Consider the following 20,405-nt stretch of genomic DNA (forward strand, 5'->3'; position numbering starts at 1 on the left):
GCACCTCTAACATTTCGGTCAATACTGCACGGGGCCAAAGTGTCCTCTATATCCGACCTGAGTGAGTACCAAACGATTAATGCATTGGATGCTTACCAGGTCGTTCTCCAGCGGACGTCCAAACAAGGCAAAATTTTTGATTGTGTATGCCTCTGCGTATTTTTCCCGATCAGGGTGACAGCGCCGCAGCGACATGCCATAGGCGGTTTCAAAAGGATGGCCGCCAGTGCGAATCAAACTAAAGAACGACGGGTAAATTATGCCGTCGAAGCCCGCTTCTTTGGCTGCTAATGCGATTGCTCTGGAAATCTCGTAGGAGTGGGAACGTGCCAGGAAGAGCATATGGATAGCCATATCCAAGCTTTCGAACTCCGTCACATCTTCTTCGAGTAGGTGAGTAAGATCCAAAAGCCGTAAGTTCCGCTTGGGCTCCAGGGTAGCAACGTAGATGTCGTCATCTGTCGATGCTCGACATTCATGGATGCAAACGTCGATGTCCTGCGATCCGTACATGATAGGAAAGCCTGGCGAATCGAGTCGCCCCTTTCCAGCGAGTGCAATAGGTGGGCTGTCGTACTCTATCGGATCACCTGGACGTTGTGGGCAGATTCGTAGGCGATAAAATTTCTGCCCCATTTGAAGTGTCTTTTCTGGGTATTCCTTCATTACGCGCTTGATGATTTTCGACCGCTTCGATTCGTCCTGAAGATCCTTGAGTGGCTCGACTTCGCCAACCATCCAAAGGCGTGGGCCGTAGTAGAAGAAGCCAATCTGACCAGCCTCCTCAAGAAGCCTGATGTCATCTTTGAGCCAGATCGAGGGCGATATATCGCTCCTCCCAAAGTGATGCTCGTTGCACTGAATAACAGGCGCTGCACCGTAGTCGCAACGGACGGTAGTACCACCCACAAAAAAACGCCATGCAAGAGCCTCAATAAGCTCCTTCGTCAGCTTTCGGCCTTCTTGGCTGTGGCAGTTCGGACATTTCACATGCTCCTCGGTGCCGAGCTTGAATGCATCTATCCGCAGTCCTTCATCCGTGAAGCATTCAGAACAAAGGAGGGTTTGATTCGACTTCGCAGTTTCTTCTGCCATAGTCCTACCGTAGAAAATTTATGGGGGGAAACTCAAACTTTAGACCAAGCGGATCGCTCGGGTTTTGGGCTTAATTGAGCCCGGCTGCTAGGGTCCGAATTTGGTCGAAAGCAGCCTTATTACCCGTTCACGCTGGATCGAAAACTGTCAGTTCACCCATTAGCCGCTTCATTGCAAACACTCGCTATCAGTTGGAAAGTGAGACTGCCGACAGTGTTGGCATCTTACATATTTAACTCTCGAACTCTAGACATCCACCTATCCTGCTAAGCAGGCTAGGTGGATGTCTAGAGTTAGATGATCGAAGCTCCCCGTTATTCGAGACCGTCGGCTAAATTATCATGAGAAGGGCTCACCCCAATGTCCATCAAGTCATCGTATACAATCCACTCTATGGGGAAGAACTCTTGTGGATCCGAGTTAAAGTGCCCAACAATAATTCCGGTGGAAGCATGTGAGGAAATCGAATAGTGTTTCCTCATCAATCCGATTGTCTCCTCGACATCTAGCTCATCCAAGCACGCGTAAACAATAATCACCGCGTCAAGTTTGTTTTTAGTTAACTGATAACTGGCCTGAGACTGAAGCAGTGGAAGCCGACGGAGTATTTGTGCTGCCAATCTCTTGCCTGGTAGCGGTTCGGCAATGATGCCCACTGTCTTGTCGTTTTTGTAGACAACAAAGTCTGGTTCTCTATAGCCGCTCAAAACTTCATAAGTGTAAATAGAGGCAACCCAATTCTGAACTGCAGCTTTTGCACTAGCATGAACTTCATCCATGCCAACCCTAGAAGGCATGACCGCATTGTCTGATATATCCCTAACTTCCGTAAGGGTTTCGTCTGAGACGCTGGCCTTCAGCATTTGCTTAGCATGAGACAGGAACTGCTCTGGGGAATACATCAAGAAGTGCCGAACGCCTCCTAAGGAGATAGCCTCATTAATAAGCTCCGGTCGCGGACCGAGGATTTTATTTGAATCTCCCTTCAGCCACCAATCCTCTTTTCGATCATCAGTAACGTATATCAGCCAGTTGCTTGATTCGGATTTAGCCTGTTCCAGCATTTGTCTCCATACTAAATAATCACCATATTTTCTTTTGTAAATTATACCGTTATGGAGGTATTCATCGGGCTGTGCTTTATCCTTTTCCTTATCCCTGTATCCCGGAGGAATCTTCAAATCATAGCGAGCTTGCGCCAACTTATAGAGACCATCTACATCTTTCTGCTCCGCGGGACTGGCCCCGACACGCCCTTCGAATAGCTGCTCTATTGCGTCCTTAATAAAATCTACAGAAGTAGGTGGTTGGTTTGCCTCCTCCAGCACCTTAAGCTCCTCAAGAAATCCGGTAATTGCATCATTTACTTTACTTTGGAGATCTTCTGTTCTGATCGACGAATGGCGCTTTCTAAGATTAAGATTCGCAATCCTGTTGTGCAGGTCGTCAACTGAAGTAATGACAACCTCGCGGACCTGTCGGTATTTTTGATGTTGCTCAGATATTACCCCAGAGCGGTTTCTGTAAAACTCGAGGGCTACATGATGAGGAATCCATATCCGCTTAGACAATGATTTAAGGACGGTAATTAATTCATCACGTGTCGCCGCTTGATATCTGTAGAGGTTTAACAACACATTGGTGTCAAAAACCAAAAGCCCACGCTTCCAGGCGTCTTGATATTCTTTTTCTGTTAGCGCTTTGAATTCAGGAAATAAAGACTTCATCGTTCCATCCTTGTTTTGTGGCCAATCATATCAAAACCCAGGACAGCGATCGACAACACCTGCGCTCCGCTGTTGGCACCCAACTGACCAAATCGGGCTAAGCTGACGCATTCGAGGGCTAACCGGTCGTTCCATTGCAGGTCCCTAATACCTTTCGCCCGTCTATCGAGAATGCTACGGCACTTGGTTTCGGGTCGAGAATTCCGCAGAAGGAATCCGAGCGAGAGTTCATATTAAGATCAATAAGGTTATGGCCTGTGAGCCGCTGCAATTGAACCAATACAGACCGAGACCAGGGTGCCCTAAGGATCAAAAACTGCGCTCTTCAAATGGCAGCTCCTGGCCGATAGCGGCCGGTTGTCACCGGCGGCTTCGACCAAAAGCGGCCCTTAGCCTTATCGTATGCGTCCGGCAAAGTCATCTACCCAGCCCGGCAAAGCAAAGACATGGTGTGCACTTAAATTTTAAGTGGGCACCAGTTCTAGCCTTTTAAGCGGGTATTTCATGCAGCAGACGCGCCGTTCGTATTCCAAATCCTTCAAGGCCCAGGTCATTAAAGAGTGTGTCCAACCCGGCGCTTCGATTGCCAGCGTTGCCCTCAGCCATAGCCTTAACGCGAACCTTGTCCACAAATGGATTCGGGTGCAAGCACAGAAAAGCACGGCGCTCCAGCCTGCATTCATCCCGTTGCCTGTGCACGAAACAGGCCACGGATCCTCACCGAATATCAGCATTGAGATTCTGCACCCGCGCGGTACCGTCAAAGTGAACTGGCCAACCGATAATGCTGCCGCCTGCACCGCATTCCTTCGAGAGCTTTTGCGATGATCCGCATCGACGCCATCTGGCTTGCCACCGAGCCCATGGACATGCGCGCCTGAACTGAAACGGCTCTGGCCAGAGTGATCGCGGTGTTCGGTGCGGCGAAGCCGCACTGCGCCTATCTGTTTGCCAATCGCCGCGCGACTCGGGTCAAAGTGCTGGTACACGATGGGATTGGTGTCTGGCTGGCGGCACGTCGCTTGAACCAAGGTAAATTTCATTGGCCAGGTGTTCGGCAAGGCAGTGAATTGCAGTTGGATGTAGAGCAACTTCAGGCCTTGGTGCTTGGCCTGCCTTGGCAACGGGTTGGCGCTGGCGGTGCAATCACGGTGCTTTAGAAACTGTAATTAGCATCTTGGTTTGCTGTCGCAGACGGTCTGCTTGGTAAAATCCAAGGCATGACTTCCTCACCCAATCTCGATCAAATGACTCCCGACCAACTGCGTGCATTCGCTACGCAATTGCTGTCGCAAGTCGAGACCATGGGCAAGAAGATCAACCGCGATCAAACGGTGATCGAGAAGCTGACCCTCGAGATCGCACAGCTCAAGCGTTTGAAGTTTGCCAAGCGCAGTGAGCAGATGAGTCCTGATCAGGCCAGCCGGCTTGATGACCTGATCGATACTGATATCGCGGCGATTGAGGCCGAGCTTCAGGCGTTGCAAATAGCACCAGCGGCGACCGAGGAAAAGCAAAAGCCCAAGCGCACGACATTGCCGGCAGAATTTCCGCAAACGTTGATCCATCACGAACCAGACAACACTCACTGCCCATGCGGGTGCGCACTGAAACGCATAGGTGAAGATGTCAGTGAAAAGCTGGACTACACACCGGGCGAGTTTACCGTTGAGCGCCATGTTCGTGGCAAGTGGGTTTGCGATGACTGCGAAACGCTGATCCAGGCACCTGTGCCGCCGCAGGTCATCGACAAGGGCATCCCGACTGCCGGGTTACTTGCTCACGTCATGATTGCGAAGTTTGCTGACCATCTTCCGCTTTACCGTCAGGAATCGATTTTTGGTCGTGCCGGCTTGGCGATTCCACGCTCCACGTTGGCTCAGTGGGTTGGCATGACAGGCGTGCAGTTACAGCCCTTGGTCGATGCCTTGCGTGACGTAGTGATCGGGCAACAGGTCATGCACGCGGATGAAACACCCGTGCAGATGCTCGCTCCGGGCACCAAGAAAACCCACCACTCGTATGTTTGGGCTTATGCCACCAGCCAGTTCTGCGACACAGCCGCTGTCGTCTACGACTTCAGCCCCAGCCGCGCTGGCGAGCATGCTCGTAACTTCCTTCAAGGCTGGAAAGGCAAGTTGGTCTGCGATGATTTTGGCGGCTACAAGGCCAGCTTCGAACTCGGCGTGACCGAGATCGGCTGCATGGCCCATGCCCGGCGCAAGTTCTTTGAGTTGCATGCAACCAACAAGCGCCAGATCGCCGAGCAGGCCCTGCACTACATCCAGCTGTTGTACGAAGTCGAGAGCGAAGTGCGTAACCTGGAGCCGGATTTACGGCGCCGAATACGGCAAGAAAAAGCCGGGCCGGTGATGGATAGGCTGCATGCCTGGATGATCGCGCAGCGTGATCTTGTGCCCGAAGGTTCGGCTATCAGCAGAGCACTCAATTACAGCCTCAAACGCTGGGCAGCGCTGTCGCGCTACCTCAATGACGGGGCTGTACCCATTGACAACAACTGGGCGGAGAACCAGATCCGGCCGTGGGCTCTTGGACGCAAAAACTGGCTCTTCGCCGGGTCGCTACGCAGCGGAAAACGGGCGGCGGCGATCATGAGCTTGATCCAGTCAGCGCGGCTGAATGGTCATGATCCGTACACTTATCTAAAGGATGTTCTCACGCGCCTGCCGACGCAGCGGGCAAGTGAAATCGATCAGTTGCTGCCACATAGGTGGCAACCGGATTAATTACGAAAGACAGGATGCCCGGGCGGACACCTGTGTAGAAAAGTTGTCTTTCGGGAAATCTTAAAAAGCGATGATGTATTGTCAGTCGCTAGGACTAGATCGATTCCAAAGGGATGAAAATGACATTACCTGGCGAAAGGTTGGTCAGGATAGCAATGGCCAATCCAATAAACGCTGAAATCACCTCACGCTTACCTTCACTCGGTTTGAATCAATGCATGCTCACTGCGGGATGCCTGTTCCAAGCCGTCTGGAATCATCAGTCGCACCTGCCGTCGGATTGGGGTGTGAAGGATTACGACGTTTTTTACTTCGATAGTGATCTGTCTTGGGAGGCTGAAAATGAGGTCATCAACTCAGCTCAGTCTCTCTTCCAAGACCTTGAAGTTAACGTTGAGATCAAGAATCAGGCCCGCGTCCACCTTTGGTACAGTCAGCGGTTTGGCAGGTCTTATTCTCAGCTTCAGTCGGCAAAAGATGGTATTGATCGTTACCTGATTGCCGGTACGTGTATTGGGCTAGACCCTGAAACGGGTGAAGTCTATGCGCCATATGGCCTGACCGACGTAGAGCAAGGCGTTCTTCGTATCAATCCGAAAAATCCTCAGCCAGACTTGTTCGACCAGAAGGCCAAAAGTTACCAAGCTCGTTGGCCTTGGCTCAGGATCATAGAACCTCACATTTCATGAACCCTGCGGATCATTACGGTATGCCTAACCCTTCTTCCAACACCGATTTCATGCGTCTTGCGCTCGCTCAGGGGCGATTAGCCTTACCTGAGTGCCTTCCGAACCCGCCGGTAGGTTGCGTGCTGGTAAAGGATAATTTGGTGATCAGCCAAGGCTACACACAGCCACCTGGGCTATATCACGCGGAAGCAATGGCGTTGAGCCAATTACCTAGTGATTGCTCTGGGGTTACCGCGTTTGTCACGCTTGAGCCATGCTCCTTTCATGGTCGAACGCCGTCATGTGCGCTGGCACTGTTAAACAGCGGTGTCGAGAAAGTGTTTGTTGGGCTGCTTGATCCCGATCCGAGAAACTCGGGAGCGGGCATAAAAATGCTGCGAGATGCGGGCATTACTGTTGTTGTCGGGCTCTTGGCCGAGGAAGCCATTAAGGACTTGGGTGGTTTTTTCGTAAACAAACCAGGTGAATCAGTGGATCGCAACGATGAGTAGATCGTCTTAGCTCATCGACATCGCAGCACAAGGTGGAATGCCGGACGGTTACGCCTTATCGAAGCGCTGAACCCAAAGACAACCCCCCCACGGAATCAGCAGCACACGCTTACCCCACCAGAACTTCCCACAGACCAAAGCAGTCACATCGCTAGTCCCGACGAGTGATGCGTATGAGCCTCTTAGAGCAGGAAATGCAGGACCGTGAACACCCCGTGGCAGAGGACATTGCGCTGCAGCGCAAAGTCTGGAAGTTCCAGAGGGTTGGCTGGTATGTGCTGACAGCGGTGGTCATCCTGACATTGCTTGGTTTGTTTTCCAGAGGCCCGCTCAGCACGCTCGAGTCGGTGAGTGAGCAGGGTGACCTGACGGTGCAGTACGAGCGTTTCCACCGAGCGGGTGGGACCAATCCAATGATCGTTCAGGCCACGGGGCAGCCGGGCAAAGAGGTCACACTGTCGATCAGCAAGCCTATGCTGGATGGCTTCAGCATCGAGTCTCTCCAGCCGCAGCCGGTCAGCTCGGTGGGCAGTCCCCAGGGTTTGAGCCTTACGTTTCCCACCGACAAGAGCGGGCACGTCACGCTCTTCATCTCATGGCGCAGCGACGGCATCGGGCTTTTCAAAAGTCAGATCAGTGTCGTGGGCGGCGGCCACATTCCAGTCACTCAGTTCATTTACCCATAGGTGCTCAATGGATGCCGTACTACGCGCGGGCGCGATTTATCTGGCACTGATGGTGCTCTTCAAGATTTCTGGCCGACGATCATTGGGGGAGCTAACGTCGTTTGATTTCGTGCTGCTGATGGTCATTGGCGAAGCCACCCAGCAAGCGCTGCTGGGCGATGACTTCTCCGTGACCAATGCGATTTTGGTCATCGTGACCTTAATGGTGATCGACATCGGGCTTTCCCTCGTCAAGCGGCGGTCCAAACGCTTGGCCAAGCTGATCGATGGGGGGCCGACGATCATCGTTGAAAACGGCGCTTTCCTGCGACATCGCATGCACGAGGCCCGTATTCAGGAAGACGACATCTTGGAGGCCGCACGAATAGAGCAGGGTTTCGAGCGGGTGGAGCAGATCAAGTACGCGATCCTTGAGCGGAACGGCACGATCTCGATCATTCCTGCCTGACTCTCTGCCCCGTTACGGCCTGATAAGAAGCGCTATCCAGCATCGCGAACGGCTTGGTCAGGCGGGGCATGCCAAAGCCAGGAAAACAGATCTGACCATGGTTCCCTCCGCGTGGCTCGTTAGACACACACCTCGTAAGCAGATCCTCTATTACTGAGGAATTTCAGCGGGTTGACGGCCATTTATTCAGCCAGACAGATAAAGTTTCTGGCGCTCAAGACGATAAGAATGGCAAGGTGCCATGGAGGAGGCCCGTCACGCATTTCGAGCTTGTACAACATGCCCAATTTTTTCCTTCTTCGCCGCGATCGTCGCGCCCTGAAGCAATTGCTGACGTCGATCATGAGCGGCGAACATCCTGAGGTCGCCCAGTGCAAAGAAGGTCCAGCAGTGCTGGATGCCTGGCGCCTGATCCAGTCCTCCAATGATCAATACCAATCCCGCGTAGCCCAACTCGAAAAGGAGCTTGAGGATGCCCGCGAGTTGCTTCGCGAATCAGCAGCCTCCGCGTCAGCTCACGAGATCAGATTCGATTTGGTCAATCGCGCGTCCAGTGAAGGTCTTTGGGACATGGAGGTCGTGGCCGGCGACCCGGTCAACCCCGGAAATCGCTTTTGGTGGTCGCAGCAATTCCGCAGCCTGCTGGGCTTCAAGGACGAAAGAGACTTTCCAAATGTGCTCGCCAGTTGGGCCGATCGGCTCCATCCGCAGGACAAGCAGGCAACACTCGACGCCTTCGCTCGCCATCTCAACGACAAGTCCGGAATGACCCCATACAAAGTCAATAACCGGCTCGCCATGAAAGACGGTTCATATCGCTGGTTCCACGCACAGGGTGAGACACTCCGCGACGAGCGAGGCACGCCCATCCGGGTCGCTGGCTCGCTCCGGGATATCCATGACCAGCTGGAGCGGGATCAGGAGCACGACGTCATCATCACCAGATTCGAGCTGGCTCGGGAAATGCTCTCGGATGGGCTTTGGGATATGGAGGTCATTGCCGGAGACCCTGTAAACCCCAAAAACCCGTTCTGGTGGTCACCTCAGTTTCGTCGGCTGCTGGGTTTCGAAACGGTTGAGGAGTTTCCAGATGTGTTGGACAGCTGGGCATCCAGGTTACACCCGGATGATAAGGACAGAAGCCTCAGCGCTTTCGGGGCTCATCTGAATGATAGATCAGGCAAGACACCCTTTGATATCGAGTACCGGCTGAGGATGAAAAGCGGCGAATATCGGTGGTTCCGTGCGCGAGGCCAGACCAGGCGTGACCCCGCCGGCCTGCCGCTGCGAGTAGTCGGTGCGCTTGTGGACGTCAACTTGCAACACGAGCAGGACGTGCTGAGGGAAACAGAGGTCAAGCATCAGCAGACGCTTGAGCACAATATCGCGCAATTGTCCCAGATCGTGGGGACGATCCAGAGCATCGCGAGCCAGACCAATCTTTTGGCCCTGAATGCGGCCATTGAGGCTGCACGTGCGGGTGAGGCGGGTCGTGGCTTCGCAGTGGTTGCCGACGAGGTTCGCAAGTTGGCGACGCGTACCACTGAAGCGACTGAACAGGCAGCCGGCATGATTGCCCGCTAGACCTTACTTTCTTCGAACCCCTGGTTCCTTGAACCGGGTTGAGGTCTGAAAAGAAGTGGTTCGGAAAAGACTCTCCAACGTAACCGCCATGGGGTCGGCAGCATCACTCTCGGTTAATCGCCAGAGCTAATGCGCGCCGACAAATGGTGCCGATATCCAGGGAGTGCCAAGGTTTGGGGATGAAAAGAGGAGCATATCCAGACTCCAGGATTTGTTGCCCTCGTCCTCCCGAGGACAAGATCACCGGGATGCGGGGCCATTGAGCTTGCACCCGGTTTGCCAAGCCAATACCGCTCAGCCCACCCGGCATATGGATGTCGGACAGGATGAGATCCGCCCCTCCCGAGGTCTTGCACAACCAGTCCCAAGCGTCGTCGCCTGTCTCTGCTGTGACGACCTCGAAGCCTTCCGTCTCTAAAATTTCATGGATCAAACTGCGAATGAGCCAGTCATCTTCCACCACTAAAACGGTTGATAACACTGTCATTTGCCCATCCTGGTTTGTTGTGCGTTTTGGACTGGGCCGCTGTCTGCGGGTTCCCATTTCCGTTACATCCGTAGCTCAAGTCTCTCTGCACGGTTATACCGCCCTGACGGAGTGGCCTGCAGTTCTATGCAAAGCCTGAATCGCCCCTGATTATCCAGATGGCTACCCACAAGACCGGGGAAGCGTGCCGAACTAGCCGCTACAATCCCCCGTCACCGCCAATCCGGAGCCTGCGCCTTTGATGTCGTTGTTCAATCGTTTGACTGCATTTTCAACCCAGAGCGGCAGGGCGGTCGGCCTTGTTTGGGCGACTTCCCGCCCCTTGTTCGCCGGCTTGATCGTGGCGACGCTGATCGCCGGCATTTTGCCCGCGCTGGCTGCCTGGATCGGCCAGCGGATCGTCGATGCGGTGGTTCAGGCGCTGCAGATCCACGCCAATGGCAGCCAGGCGCCGGTGTGGCCTGTCCTGCGTTACGTGTTGGCCGAGGCGGGCGTATTGGCGTTGCTGGCCGCGGCGCAACGGGCGCTTTCAATGCAACAGGCGCTGCTGCGGGTGCAGTTGGGGCAGAAGGTCAATCTGATGATCCTGGAAAAGGCCCAGACCCTTTCGCTGCTGCAGTTCGAGGACTCGACCTTTTACGACAAATTGGTGCGCGTGCGCCGCGATGCATCGACCCGGCCATTGGGCCTCGTCACCAAAGGCTTGGGGCTGACGCAAAACCTGATCTCGCTGGTCAGCTTTGCGGTGCTGCTGGTGCATTTTTCCCCTTGGGCGCTGCTGATCCTGGTGCTCGGTGCGCTGCCGGTGTTCTTCGCCGAGACGCATTTCTCCGGTAATGCCTTCCGCCTGTTTCAGCGTCGCGCCCCGGAAACCCGCCAGCAAAATTACCTGGAGGCCTTGCTGTCCCAGGAGGCGCATACCAAAGAAGTGAAGCTGTTCGGCATGGCGCCGTTGTTGCTGCAACGCTATCGCGACAATTTCACGCGCCTGTACGCCGAAGACCGCCGACTCACCGTGCGACGCGACACTTGGGGCTTTGCCCTCGGGCTATTGGGTACAGCCGCGTTCTACGTGGCCTACGCCTGGGTGGTCATGGACACCGTGCGCGGCCAGACCACACTCGGGCAGATGACGATGTACCTGGTGCTGTTCAAGCAAGGCCAGGTCGCCATCACTGCCAGCCTCAGCGCGATTGCCGGTTTGTACGAGGACGGCCTGTACCTGTCTGACCTCTACGAATACCTTGGGGTGCCGGTCGCACCTGTACGCGGCACGCTGAAGGCCGGTGCACGCCCGGGCGATGGCCTGCGCTGCGAGGGCCTGGGGTTCCGCTACCCGGGTGCTGCGAATCCCACGCTCACCGACATCAGCCTGCACCTGACGCCCGGCATGAGCCTGGCGCTGGTGGGCGAAAACGGCTCGGGTAAAACCACATTGATCAAACTGCTGACCCGACTCTATACGCCCGACCAAGGCAGGATCCTGCTGGACGGCAGCGATTTGCAGGACTGGGACGAACAGGCCTTGCACCAGCGCATCGGGGTGATCTTTCAGGACTACATCCGTTACCAGATGACGGTCGGCGAAAACCTCGGCGTGGGTGACGTCGACGCGTTCGATGACCAGGACCGTTGGCGCGATGCGGCCACCCAAGGAATCGCGGCCGACTTCATCGAACGCTTGAGCAACGGCTATCACACGCAGTTGGGGCGCTGGTTCGCCGGTGGGCAGGAATTGTCCGGTGGGCAATGGCAAAAGCTGGCGCTGTCGCGGGCGTATATGCGCCGTGATGCCGATCTGCTGATTCTGGACGAACCGACGGCCGCCCTCGACGCTGCCGCCGAGGCCGCCGTGTTCGAGCACTTCCGCGAGTACGCGAAGGGGCGCATGACGTTGCTCATTTCTCACCGATTCTCCAGCGTGCGCAACGCCGATCACATCATCGTGCTGGATCAGGGCCGGATTCTGGAACAAGGCACTCACGTGCAACTGATGGCTGGCGGCGGGCGCTATGCGAGCCTGTTCAGCATCCAGGCGCGTGGGTATCGGTAGTCGCCGACCCGCATAGTTCCTGCGGGCGACTGGATGAAGCCGGCCATAGCTGCCGGCTATCGGCCCATTAGCGGCCCGTCCGCACGTCTACTTGTTTATTTCAGGGCGCGTACTGCATTTCCCCGTTTCCGAAGGACCAGTTCTCCTTCTTGTTATCAATCAGACTGATCCAGATGTCTTCCTGTCTGTGCCCGGTCCTGTCATGAATGCCTTGGGCGATAGCCTTATAAAACGCCTTCTTCACGTCAATGGTTCGCCCTTCGTTCCAGGCCACCTGAATGAACACGATGTTCTTTGTGTAGGTAATGCCCAGATAGCCCTCAGCCGGATACACCAGTTCATCGCTGGCATGGCGGTGAATGATCTGAAATCGGTCATGTTCGGGCACGTTCGCCGTGCTGATCATTGCTTCGTAAATCACGTCACCGATTGCGGCAACTGTCCCATCGGGTGTGTCGGCGGAGATATCAATCCGTACAAGCGGCATAGCGTATTCCTCTTCAGGCAGTGATGAAGTGACGGACGTAATACTAAAGGGAAATGGAGCCTGACCCACGCCTCCAATTGCCCCATGTCCTGTCTTCTTGATGCGTTTTTGTAGACGAGCAGGTTCGCCAGTTGCAGTGATACCACTGTGAAGGTCCTCTAGCCGGGTAGAAAAGCTCATTGGTGAATTGAATTCATGTGATTCGGTAAAAATGAGCCGAAATCTCGCATCGTTTCTCCAATAGGCTGTGTTCTTTGTCCGGAGGGCGCAGTGAGACTTAGCATTCTTGACCATTCCCCAGTAGACGACGGCTTTACCGCCGGCGATGCGCTATGGGCCACTACGCGGCTGGCGCAAGCAGCCGAGTCTTTGGGCTACGAACGCTACTGGGTGGCGGAGCACCATCAATCCAGGGTTCAGGCGGGAAGCAGCCCCGAGCTGTTGATGATGCAGATTGCCGCCCATACGGAGACGATCAGGGTTGGCTCGGGTGGCATCATGCTGCCGCATTACAGCGCGTACAAAGTTGCCGAGACAGCGCGTGTGCTGGAGGCGTTGTACCCGGGGCGGATAGACCTGGGAGTAGGGAGGGCGCCCGGAGCGGACCAACGCGTCACTCGTGCCCTCAATGATGAGAAGACACACCAGATTCCTTTCCCGGCCAAGCTCAAGGACCTCAAGGCTCTGCTCCTTGATGACAAAGAGGGGGCAGGCGATCAGCCGCAGCCGATCTACGCTGCACCTCGGATCACGACCCTCCCTGAGTTGCACATACTGGGTGCCAGCGGCAGTACCGCTGAACTGGCCGCTCTGGAAGGGATGGGCTTCACGTTTGCGCACTTCATCAACCCCCATCATCAGCAAGGTGTGCTGGCCGCCGAGCATTATCGCGCCAACTTTCGTCCATCAAAACTGCATGCCGCGCCCAGTGTCATCGTTGCTGTATTCGCAGTAGTGGCCGACACCGTCGAGCAGGCCGAGCGGCTGGCGACCAGCTTTGATGACTGGTTGCTGCGGGCAGAGTCTGTTGCCCCAGCCGAGGCGTTGGCGCTGCCCGAGGCGGTCGACCCTACGCAATACAGCGCTGAAGCACGCGATCGAGTCGCGCTCAACCGCATGCGCGTGGTTGTTGGCGACGGTCCGTTGGCGATTCAGCAACTGCAGCGCATCGCGTCGCAGTATCAGACCGATCAGATGATGGTCATCCCCATGATCCCCGGCGAAGCAAACCGACAGCGTGCTATCGAGCTGCTCGCTCGCGCCAACCACGAATCCAACCTTCGCGCCCCACAGCGGGCACTTCAGGAGAACTAATCATGACCTTATTTGAAGCATACGAACTCGGCGCCACAACGCTTGGCAACCGCATCGTCATGGCACCGATGACCCGGTCGCGCGCCCCTGACGACATTGCGACGGAGCAAATCGCCTTGCACTACACCCAACGCGGCACCGCCGGTTTAATTGTTTCGGAAGGCACGCCGATCTCTCGTGAGGGCCAGGGTTATCTCTTCAACCCGGGCATCTATACCGAAGAGCAGATCAAAGGATGGAAGCTGGTCATCGACTCGGTCCACAGCGTCGGCGGGAAGATGTTCGCCCAGCTGTGGCACGTTGGCCGCGTGTCCCACACTTCCATTCAGATCGACGGCAAAGCGCCCGTCAGCGCTACCAGCAAACAAGCCCAAGGCGCAGTTGCCTTTGGTTACACGGAAGACGGGGAGCCGGGTTTTGTGGCCACATCCACGCCACGACCGTTGACCACCGAAGAGGTAGCACGCGTGGTTGAAGATTTCGCCCAGGCTGCTGAAAACGCTATCGCGGCCGGGTTCGACGGGGTGGAAATTCATGGCGCCAACGGCTATCTGCTTGAGCAATTCCTGAATCCGCTGGTGAATGACCGAACCGATCGCTACTCAGCAGACACGCTGGAAAATCGTTTGCGTTTCGTATTCGAGGTCGTCGATGCGGCAGCCGCCAGAATCGGCGCTGATCGAGTGGGTATCCGGATTTCGCCATACGGCCAGTTGTTCGATATGCCGCTGTATCCGCAGATCGACGAAACCTACTCAGCGCTCTGTGCGGGCATGAGCCAGCGCGGCATCGCTTACGTTCACGTAATGGATCAGACCCACTTCTTCATGGCAGAGGAAGGCTCGGCTGCGCAGGAGCAAGCGCTTCGTGACCTGCTCAAAGACTGCAAAACCCAGCTGGGCAAGACCGCATTGATTCTTGCCGGGGACATGACCCGTGAACGCGCTGAAGAGCTGCTCCACGCCGGCCTGATCGATCTGGCGGCATTCGGGCAGCCCTTCATTGCAAATCCTGATCTGGTCGCTCGGCTGAAAAACGGCTGGACGTTGACCGAGCCGGATCGCGACACCTATTACGGCGGCGATGCAAAAGGCTATGTCGACTATCCGCCCTACATGGGCTGATTGAAGAAGCGATGCGTGCCTGTAAGCGTTCAGCGCGAAGGCTGCGATGTGATGCCGAAGGCACGCTTCAGCCAGCGTGCCGTCTACCGATTGTCAATGTTCCATCACGTGGACGTAGGTAGTAACGCTACCTTCACCCAGCGTCAGGTCGCAGCCGCCTGGCTCAACCTACGACCCAACCCGGGCGTTTTACCCGTAACACGCTTGAACGCCCGGCTGAACGCTGCCTGAGACGTATAGCTCAAACGCTGCGCGACCTCTTCAATCGGTACCCTTTCCAGCGTCAGCCACTGGCTGGCAAGCCGCATTCGCACTTCAGTGACGTAGCGCAGCGGGGTCATGCCAATCGTCAGTTGAAAACGCTCTGCAAAGACCGAGCGGGACGTATTGCAGTGCGCCGCCAGTTGCTCGACGGTCCAGTCGAGGCCCGGTTGCTGATGCAGCGCCAGAAGGGCACCTGCCAGCCGCGGATCGCGCAGAGCGGCGACCAGGCCGGAAGCGTTGCCGCAAGCGCACTCGACCCAACCGCGAACGACCATGGCGGCGACCACGTCGGCCAGTCGCGCAAGGATGCCAGCGAAGCCGACGCGTGCGGCGCTGACCTCGCGCTCCATGGTGGCGAGAATAGGCACCAGCCCGGGATAACGCTGGCCGCCGGCATCGATCAGCATGAGGCCCGGCATCAGCTTCCCAAGGCCATGCAGGCTACCCAACTCGAATTCCATGCAGCCATTGAACACCAGCGTGGTCGGCGTGGAGCCGGCATCGGTTCCGGTATCTACGGCGCTGACGGTGTCGCCAAGGGGCTCGCCGTTCAGAAGGTCGATGTCCTGCACGGGCGCGTGCGCATGCGAGAGCAACTGATGGGCTGCGCCGTGGGAGATGAACACGGCGTTACCGGCGGACAGCGCATAGGTCGTCCCGTCATCCATGCGCAGCACCGCATTGCCGACCGCCAGGAAGTGGAACCAGGCATGTCCGGGTTTGGCATCGAAGCCCAGGCCGAAGGTCGGGCCCGCCTGGATGCGCCGGTACTCGACACCGCGCAGGCGCATGCCGCGCAACAGCTCGTTGATGAGATCGGAAGAAAGAGCAAATTGATCTGGTGGCATTGTTCAGGAGTTTCAGTCAAAAAAACGGGTTTTTCGATCATAGATCATCCGGATTCACCCGCCTAGACTGCGGGTCGCAATTGAAGATTGGGAGATCTGTGCAATGACCGACCTTACATGCAATGCCGTACCCGACAGCCGTTCCGGCACCGGGCCGGATGTAGAACCTGCAACCCCCGCGTGGATGGCCGTGTTCTCGTTGGCCATGGGCGTATTCGGTTTGCTGACTGCCGAGTACCTCCCGGCCAGCCTGTTGACGCCAATGGCGAAGGAGCTGGCGGTGTCCGAAGCGCTGGCTGGCCAAGCGGTAACGGTAACCGCTGTGGTGGCACTGTTCGCGGGCCTGTTGGTGCCCGGCCTGACTCGCAGCATTGATCGCCGCTGGGTGCTACTGGGTTTTTCCACGTTGATGATCGCTTCCAATCTGTTGGTCGCGGTTTCCTCCAGTTTCGCGGTGCTTTTGGCGATGCGTATCCTGCTGGGCATCGCGCTTGGCGGGTTCTGGAGCATGGCGGCGGCGGTGGCGATGCGCTTGGTGCCGGGGGCCTTGTTGCCGCGAGCGCTCTCGATCATTTTCAGCGGCATCGCCATCGGGACAGTGGTTGCAGTCCCGCTGGGCAGTTATCTGGGCGGGCTATATGGCTGGCGCAGCGCGTTCTTTGCAGCGGCAGCGGTGGGGGTGGTGACCCTGGCATTCCAGTCGTTCACGCTGCCGAGTCTCGCGCCACGCCGTCCGGCCCGTCTGCGCACGGTACTTGAAGTGCTGCTGCGCCCGGGCATCGCCATGGGGATGTTCGGTTGCGTGCTGGTGCACAGCGGCCACTTTGCGATGTTCACGTATATCCGGCCATTCCTCGAAGGCACGACTGGCGTTGGCCCGCAGGGGCTGTCGCTGATGCTGCTGGGTTTTGGTGTGGCGAACTTTGTCGGCACGTTGGTGGCGGGGTGGTTGCTGACTCGTCACCCGCTGGCCACCCTGGTGTTGATGCCCGCGCTGGTAGGCGTTGCGGCACTGGCGTTGGTCCTGTTGCCAGCCTCTGTGCCAGGGCAGGCCGTCCTGCTGGCGGTCTGGGGCTTGGCGTTTGGCGGTGTGCCGGTGGCGTGGTCGAACTGGGTCGCCAGCGCGGTCCCTGACCAGGCGGAAAGCGCCGGGGGCATGGTGGTGGCGTCTGTACAATCGGCCATCGCCGCAGGCGCAGCTGCGGGTGGTGCCATGTTCAGCGTCGGTGGCAGCGCAGGCGTTTTTCTGGCGGCGGCCGTGCTGATGCTGCTGGCCGCGTTGCTGATTGCACTGCGTGTACGAGTTCCTTCGGCAGATGGCGCTGTGCTTAAAGGGCCAGCACTGCATTTGTGATTTGGCGCTCCAAGGGGCGCCGATCGGCCCTAGCGGCTTATCTCTGCCTAGATACCTGCGGCCCCGGGATTCAACTCCGTTACATCTTCGACCAACGCTCCTTGCACAAACCCATCCCTGCACTATGGTTCTGCCTGAGGTAGTACGCGACCGAACCCGATGGGTTGCTTTAGGCGCTTTCGAGCGATGGCAACCAATCGGGGGTTTACATGCAAGAAGTGACACGATTTCACGCGCTGGACAGCCTGCGCGGTCTCTGCGCAATAGCGGTCGTCCTTTATCACACCCATCTCGTCGGCAGCATCACGGAGTGGACGTTCTTCTCCAACGCCGACCTGTTCGTCGAGTTCTTCTTTGTCCTCAGTGGCTTCGTGATGGCTCACGCCTACGGCAGCAAGCCTCATCTGGACGTCAGCCACTTCCTGGTTTCCCGCACCTTTCGCCTGCTACCCCTGCATGTCTTCATGCTGGCGGTATTCATTGGCCTGGAATTTCTCAAATACGCCGCCTACAAAAAAGGTTTTTCCTTTAACCAGCCGCCGTTTACCGGCATCTATGCACCGTCGGAGATCCTGCCCAATCTCCTGCTGCTGCAAAGCTGGACGCACCTGACGGAAAACCTGTCATTCAACACCGCGTCCTGGAGCATCAGCATCGAGTACTGGACCTACATGGTCTTCGCCGCAACCCTGTTCATGGCGTCCACTCGCCGATACCTGCTGTGGACCGTCATCGCCCTCGGCGGATTTGCGCTGCTGTACAGCCAGATTGATGTACTGACCGTCTACGCGCAAAAAGGCCTGGGCTGTTTCTTTGCCGGGGCCTTGGCCTACGGCTTTTTCAACCGCCTCAGACGCTGGATTGCGCCGGGCTTTGCGCTGCTTAGCGTGCTGGAAGCCTTGGCAGCCATCTGCATCTGGTGGGTGCTGACCAGTGAGTTGCCGCAAAAGGTATTGGCGGCGAGCGCGGTGTTTTGCGTCACCATCGTGCTGTTTGCCTTTGATGGCGGGGCGCTGTCGCGGGTGCTCAAGCACGAATGCTTCGCCCGTCTGGGGCGGTGGTCCTACTCCATCTACCTGACCCATCTGGCCGTGCTGTTCTTCGTGATTTCGGCTTTTATGGTGGTGCAGAAAAAAACCGGTTTTGCTGCCGCGCCGATGCTGGATGACATCCGCTACCTGGACACCGGGCACGGCTGGTTGAATAACCTGATGGTGCTGCTGATTCTGGCGGTAGTCGTGACGATTTCCAGCGCGACTTATCACTATGTCGAGCTCAGAGGGCAAGCAGCTGTTGCGGCGCAGGATGGTGATGCCCGTCGGTTGACCGTCAATATTTTTAAACCTATCAAACGCATAGCCAGAACTAATTCAGCAATCGCGGGCTCTGGCCGTAGGCTTTCACTCTCAGAACAACCAAAACAGAGAGAGAGACCGAGATGTACTTACCCCGATCCCCTATCGCAGCCAGCCTGATTGGCGCGAGCCTGATGGTCAGTTCTGCAGCGTACGCTGACACCCTGACCCGCGACAACGGCGCCGCCGTCGGCGATAACCAGAACTCCCAGACTGCCGGCCCAAACGGTCCGGTCCTGCTGCAAGATGTGCAGTTGCTGCAAAAACTCCAGCGCTTTGATCGTGAACGCATTCCGGAGCGTGTCGTGCATGCTCGCGGTACTGGCGTGCATGGCGAATTCGTTGCATCCGACGACGCCTCCGATCTGAGCAAGGCCACGGTCTTCCGCAAAGGCGAGCATACCCCGGTGTTCGTGCGGTTCTCCGCCGTTGTCCACGGCAATCACTCCCCTGAAACCCTGCGTGACCCGCGCGGCTTCGCCACCAAGTTCTACACGGCCGATGGCAATTGGGACTTGGTCGGGAACAACTTCCCGACGTTCTTCATCCGCGACGCGATCAAGTTCCCGGACATGGTCCACGCCTTCAAGCCTGACCCGCGCACCAACCTGGATGATGATTCGCGACGTTTCGATTTCTTCTCCCACGTCCCGGAAGCCACGCGTACGTTGACCTTGCTGTACTCCAACGAAGGCACACCCGCCAGCTATCGCACCATGGACGGCAACGGCGTGCATGCCTACAAACTGGTGAACGCCAAGGGCGAAGTCAACTATGTGAAGTTTCACTGGAAGAGCCTGCAGGGCCTGAAGAACCTCGATCCCAAGCAGGTCGCTGAAGTGCAGTCCAAGGACTACAGCCACCTGACCCACGATCTGGTGGGCGCCATCAACAAGGGTGACTTCCCGAAATGGGACCTGTACGTCCAGGTGGTCAAGCCTGAAGACCTGGCTAAGTTCGACTTCGACCCGCTGGACGCCACCAAAATCTGGCCGAATATTCCCGAGCGCAAAATCGGCCAGATGGTCTTGAACAAGAACGTGGACAACTTCTTCCAGGAAACCGAGCAGGTCGCCATGGCGCCCGCCAACGTCGTCCCGGGTATCGAGCCTTCGGAAGATCGCCTGCTGCAAGGCCGGGTATTTTCCTACGCGGACACCCAGCTCTATCGCGTGGGCCCTAACGTGTTGAGCCTCCCGATCAACGCGCCACGGGTCAAGGTCAACAACGGCAACCAGGACGGCCCGCTCAACACCGGGCACACCACGACTGGCGTGAACTACGAGCCCAGCCGACTCAATCCGCGTCCAGCGGTTGAAGAGGCGCGCTACAGCCAACTGCCACTGTCCGGCAGCACACAGCAAGCCAAGATCCAGAAAGAGCAAAACTTCAAGCAGGCGGGCGACTTGTATCGTTCCTACAGCGAGAAGGACCGCAAGGACCTGATCCAGAGCTTTGGTGAATCCCTGGCGACCACCGATACCGAGAGCAAGAACATCATGCTGTCGTTTCTCTACAAGGCAGATCCGGAATACGGCACTGGCGTGACCAAGGTTGCCAATGGCGATCTGGCCAAGGTCAAGCAACTGGCCGCTGCACTGCAGGACTGATCGACCACCCCGGCCCGTCTGCACGGCGGGTCGGGGTTTCTG

18 protein-coding genes and 2 pseudogenes are annotated in these 20,405 nt (G+C 56.8%); 15 read left to right on the plus strand and 5 right to left on the minus strand.

Annotation, left to right across the window (positions count from 1 at the left end; genetic code table 11):
* Positions 1-18: 18 nt before the first annotated feature.
* Positions 19-1,095 carry an RES family NAD+ phosphorylase gene (locus IFT47_RS09450; protein ID WP_192172888.1) on the minus strand — a complete coding sequence of 359 codons (1,077 nt, stop codon included), beginning with the start codon at positions 1,093-1,095 and terminating at the stop codon, positions 19-21.
* Between the two features lie 314 nt (positions 1,096-1,409).
* Positions 1,410-2,822, minus strand: a complete 1,413-nt coding sequence (locus tag IFT47_RS09455; RefSeq protein WP_192172887.1) for a PIN-like domain-containing protein — start codon at positions 2,820-2,822, stop codon at positions 1,410-1,412.
* 504 nt (positions 2,823-3,326) lie between these two features.
* Between IFT47_RS09455 and tnpA the strand changes: the two genes are divergently transcribed.
* From tnpA to IFT47_RS28095, 9 genes and pseudogenes are all read left to right on the plus strand, one after another.
* Positions 3,327-3,650, plus strand: a complete 324-nt coding sequence (gene tnpA / locus IFT47_RS09460) for an IS66-like element accessory protein TnpA (RefSeq protein WP_197983856.1) — start codon at positions 3,327-3,329, stop codon at positions 3,648-3,650.
* Between the two features lie 74 nt (positions 3,651-3,724).
* The gene (tnpB, locus tag IFT47_RS09465; RefSeq protein ID WP_192172885.1) at positions 3,725-3,982 is read left to right on the plus strand and encodes an IS66 family insertion sequence element accessory protein TnpB; all 258 of its coding nucleotides are present in this window, start codon (positions 3,725-3,727) and stop codon (positions 3,980-3,982) included.
* A gap of 60 nt (positions 3,983-4,042) precedes the next feature.
* Entirely contained in the window at positions 4,043-5,569 is a 1,527-nt protein-coding gene (gene tnpC / locus IFT47_RS09470; protein ID WP_192172884.1) for an IS66 family transposase, read from the plus strand.
* A 119-nt stretch (positions 5,570-5,688) separates the two neighbouring features.
* Positions 5,689-6,258, plus strand: a complete 570-nt coding sequence (locus IFT47_RS09475) for a nucleotidyltransferase family protein (protein ID WP_192172958.1) — start codon at positions 5,689-5,691, stop codon at positions 6,256-6,258.
* On the plus strand, positions 6,255-6,749 hold the full coding sequence (locus IFT47_RS09480) for a bifunctional diaminohydroxyphosphoribosylaminopyrimidine deaminase/5-amino-6-(5-phosphoribosylamino)uracil reductase RibD (RefSeq protein ID WP_244655935.1): 495 nt from the start codon (positions 6,255-6,257) through the stop codon (positions 6,747-6,749). The genes IFT47_RS09475 and IFT47_RS09480 overlap by 4 nt, the downstream gene beginning before the upstream one ends.
* A 173-nt stretch (positions 6,750-6,922) precedes the next feature.
* Positions 6,923-7,435 carry a hypothetical protein gene (locus IFT47_RS09485; RefSeq protein ID WP_192172883.1) on the plus strand — a complete coding sequence of 171 codons (513 nt, stop codon included), beginning with the start codon at positions 6,923-6,925 and terminating at the stop codon, positions 7,433-7,435.
* A 7-nt stretch (positions 7,436-7,442) separates the two neighbouring features.
* Entirely contained in the window at positions 7,443-7,883 is a 441-nt protein-coding gene (locus tag IFT47_RS09490; protein ID WP_192172882.1) for a DUF421 domain-containing protein, read from the plus strand.
* Between the two features lie 570 nt (positions 7,884-8,453).
* A pseudogene (locus IFT47_RS28090) lies at positions 8,454-9,173 on the plus strand (PAS domain-containing protein); the annotation flags it as partial.
* Positions 9,174-9,221: 48 nt separating this feature from the next.
* Positions 9,222-9,458, plus strand: a pseudogene (locus tag IFT47_RS28095) (methyl-accepting chemotaxis protein); the annotation flags it as partial.
* 112 nt (positions 9,459-9,570) lie between these two features.
* On the opposite strand, the gene IFT47_RS09500 reads toward IFT47_RS28095, so the two are convergent.
* The gene (locus IFT47_RS09500) at positions 9,571-9,954 is read right to left on the minus strand and encodes a response regulator (RefSeq protein WP_192172880.1); all 384 of its coding nucleotides are present in this window, start codon (positions 9,952-9,954) and stop codon (positions 9,571-9,573) included.
* A gap of 241 nt (positions 9,955-10,195) precedes the next feature.
* Here IFT47_RS09500 and IFT47_RS09505 point away from each other — a divergent pair, with 241 nt between their 5' ends.
* A complete protein-coding gene (locus tag IFT47_RS09505) occupies positions 10,196-12,007 on the plus strand; it encodes an ABC transporter ATP-binding protein (protein WP_192172879.1) in 1,812 nt (603 codons plus the stop codon).
* A 100-nt stretch (positions 12,008-12,107) separates the two neighbouring features.
* On the opposite strand, the gene IFT47_RS09510 is transcribed toward IFT47_RS09505, so the two are convergent.
* On the minus strand, positions 12,108-12,674 hold the full coding sequence (locus tag IFT47_RS09510; RefSeq protein ID WP_342345373.1) for a tautomerase family protein: 567 nt from the start codon (positions 12,672-12,674) through the stop codon (positions 12,108-12,110).
* A gap of 90 nt (positions 12,675-12,764) precedes the next feature.
* On the opposite strand from IFT47_RS09510, the gene IFT47_RS09515 reads away from it, so the two are divergent.
* Together IFT47_RS09515 and IFT47_RS09520 are read left to right on the plus strand one after the other, a co-directional pair.
* Positions 12,765-13,808, plus strand: a complete 1,044-nt coding sequence (locus IFT47_RS09515) for an MsnO8 family LLM class oxidoreductase (protein ID WP_192172878.1) — start codon at positions 12,765-12,767, stop codon at positions 13,806-13,808.
* Between the two features lie 2 nt (positions 13,809-13,810).
* Entirely contained in the window at positions 13,811-14,932 is a 1,122-nt protein-coding gene (locus tag IFT47_RS09520; RefSeq protein WP_192172877.1) for an alkene reductase, read from the plus strand.
* A gap of 143 nt (positions 14,933-15,075) precedes the next feature.
* Here the strand turns inward: IFT47_RS09520 and IFT47_RS09525 are convergent, their stop codons facing one another.
* Entirely contained in the window at positions 15,076-16,044 is a 969-nt protein-coding gene (locus IFT47_RS09525) for an AraC family transcriptional regulator (RefSeq protein WP_192172876.1), read from the minus strand.
* A 103-nt stretch (positions 16,045-16,147) separates the two neighbouring features.
* Here IFT47_RS09525 and IFT47_RS09530 point away from each other — a divergent pair, with 103 nt between their 5' ends.
* The 3 genes from IFT47_RS09530 to katB all read left to right on the plus strand — a co-directional run bounded on the left by IFT47_RS09530 (position 16,148) and on the right by katB (position 20,363).
* The gene (locus IFT47_RS09530) at positions 16,148-17,398 is read left to right on the plus strand and encodes an MFS transporter (protein WP_192172875.1); all 1,251 of its coding nucleotides are present in this window, start codon (positions 16,148-16,150) and stop codon (positions 17,396-17,398) included.
* Between the two features lie 209 nt (positions 17,399-17,607).
* Positions 17,608-18,873: an acyltransferase family protein gene (locus tag IFT47_RS09535; RefSeq protein ID WP_192172874.1), complete on the plus strand. Its 1,266-nt coding sequence runs from the start codon at positions 17,608-17,610 to the stop codon at positions 18,871-18,873.
* A gap of 14 nt (positions 18,874-18,887) precedes the next feature.
* Positions 18,888-20,363, plus strand: coding sequence for a catalase KatB (gene katB / locus IFT47_RS09540; protein WP_244655949.1), 1,476 nt, complete (start codon positions 18,888-18,890; stop codon positions 20,361-20,363).
* The last annotated feature ends 42 nt before the right edge of the window (positions 20,364-20,405 follow it).

This window comes from Pseudomonas sp. CFBP 13711 (assembly GCF_014842265.1).
GTDB lineage: Bacteria > Pseudomonadota > Gammaproteobacteria > Pseudomonadales > Pseudomonadaceae > Aquipseudomonas.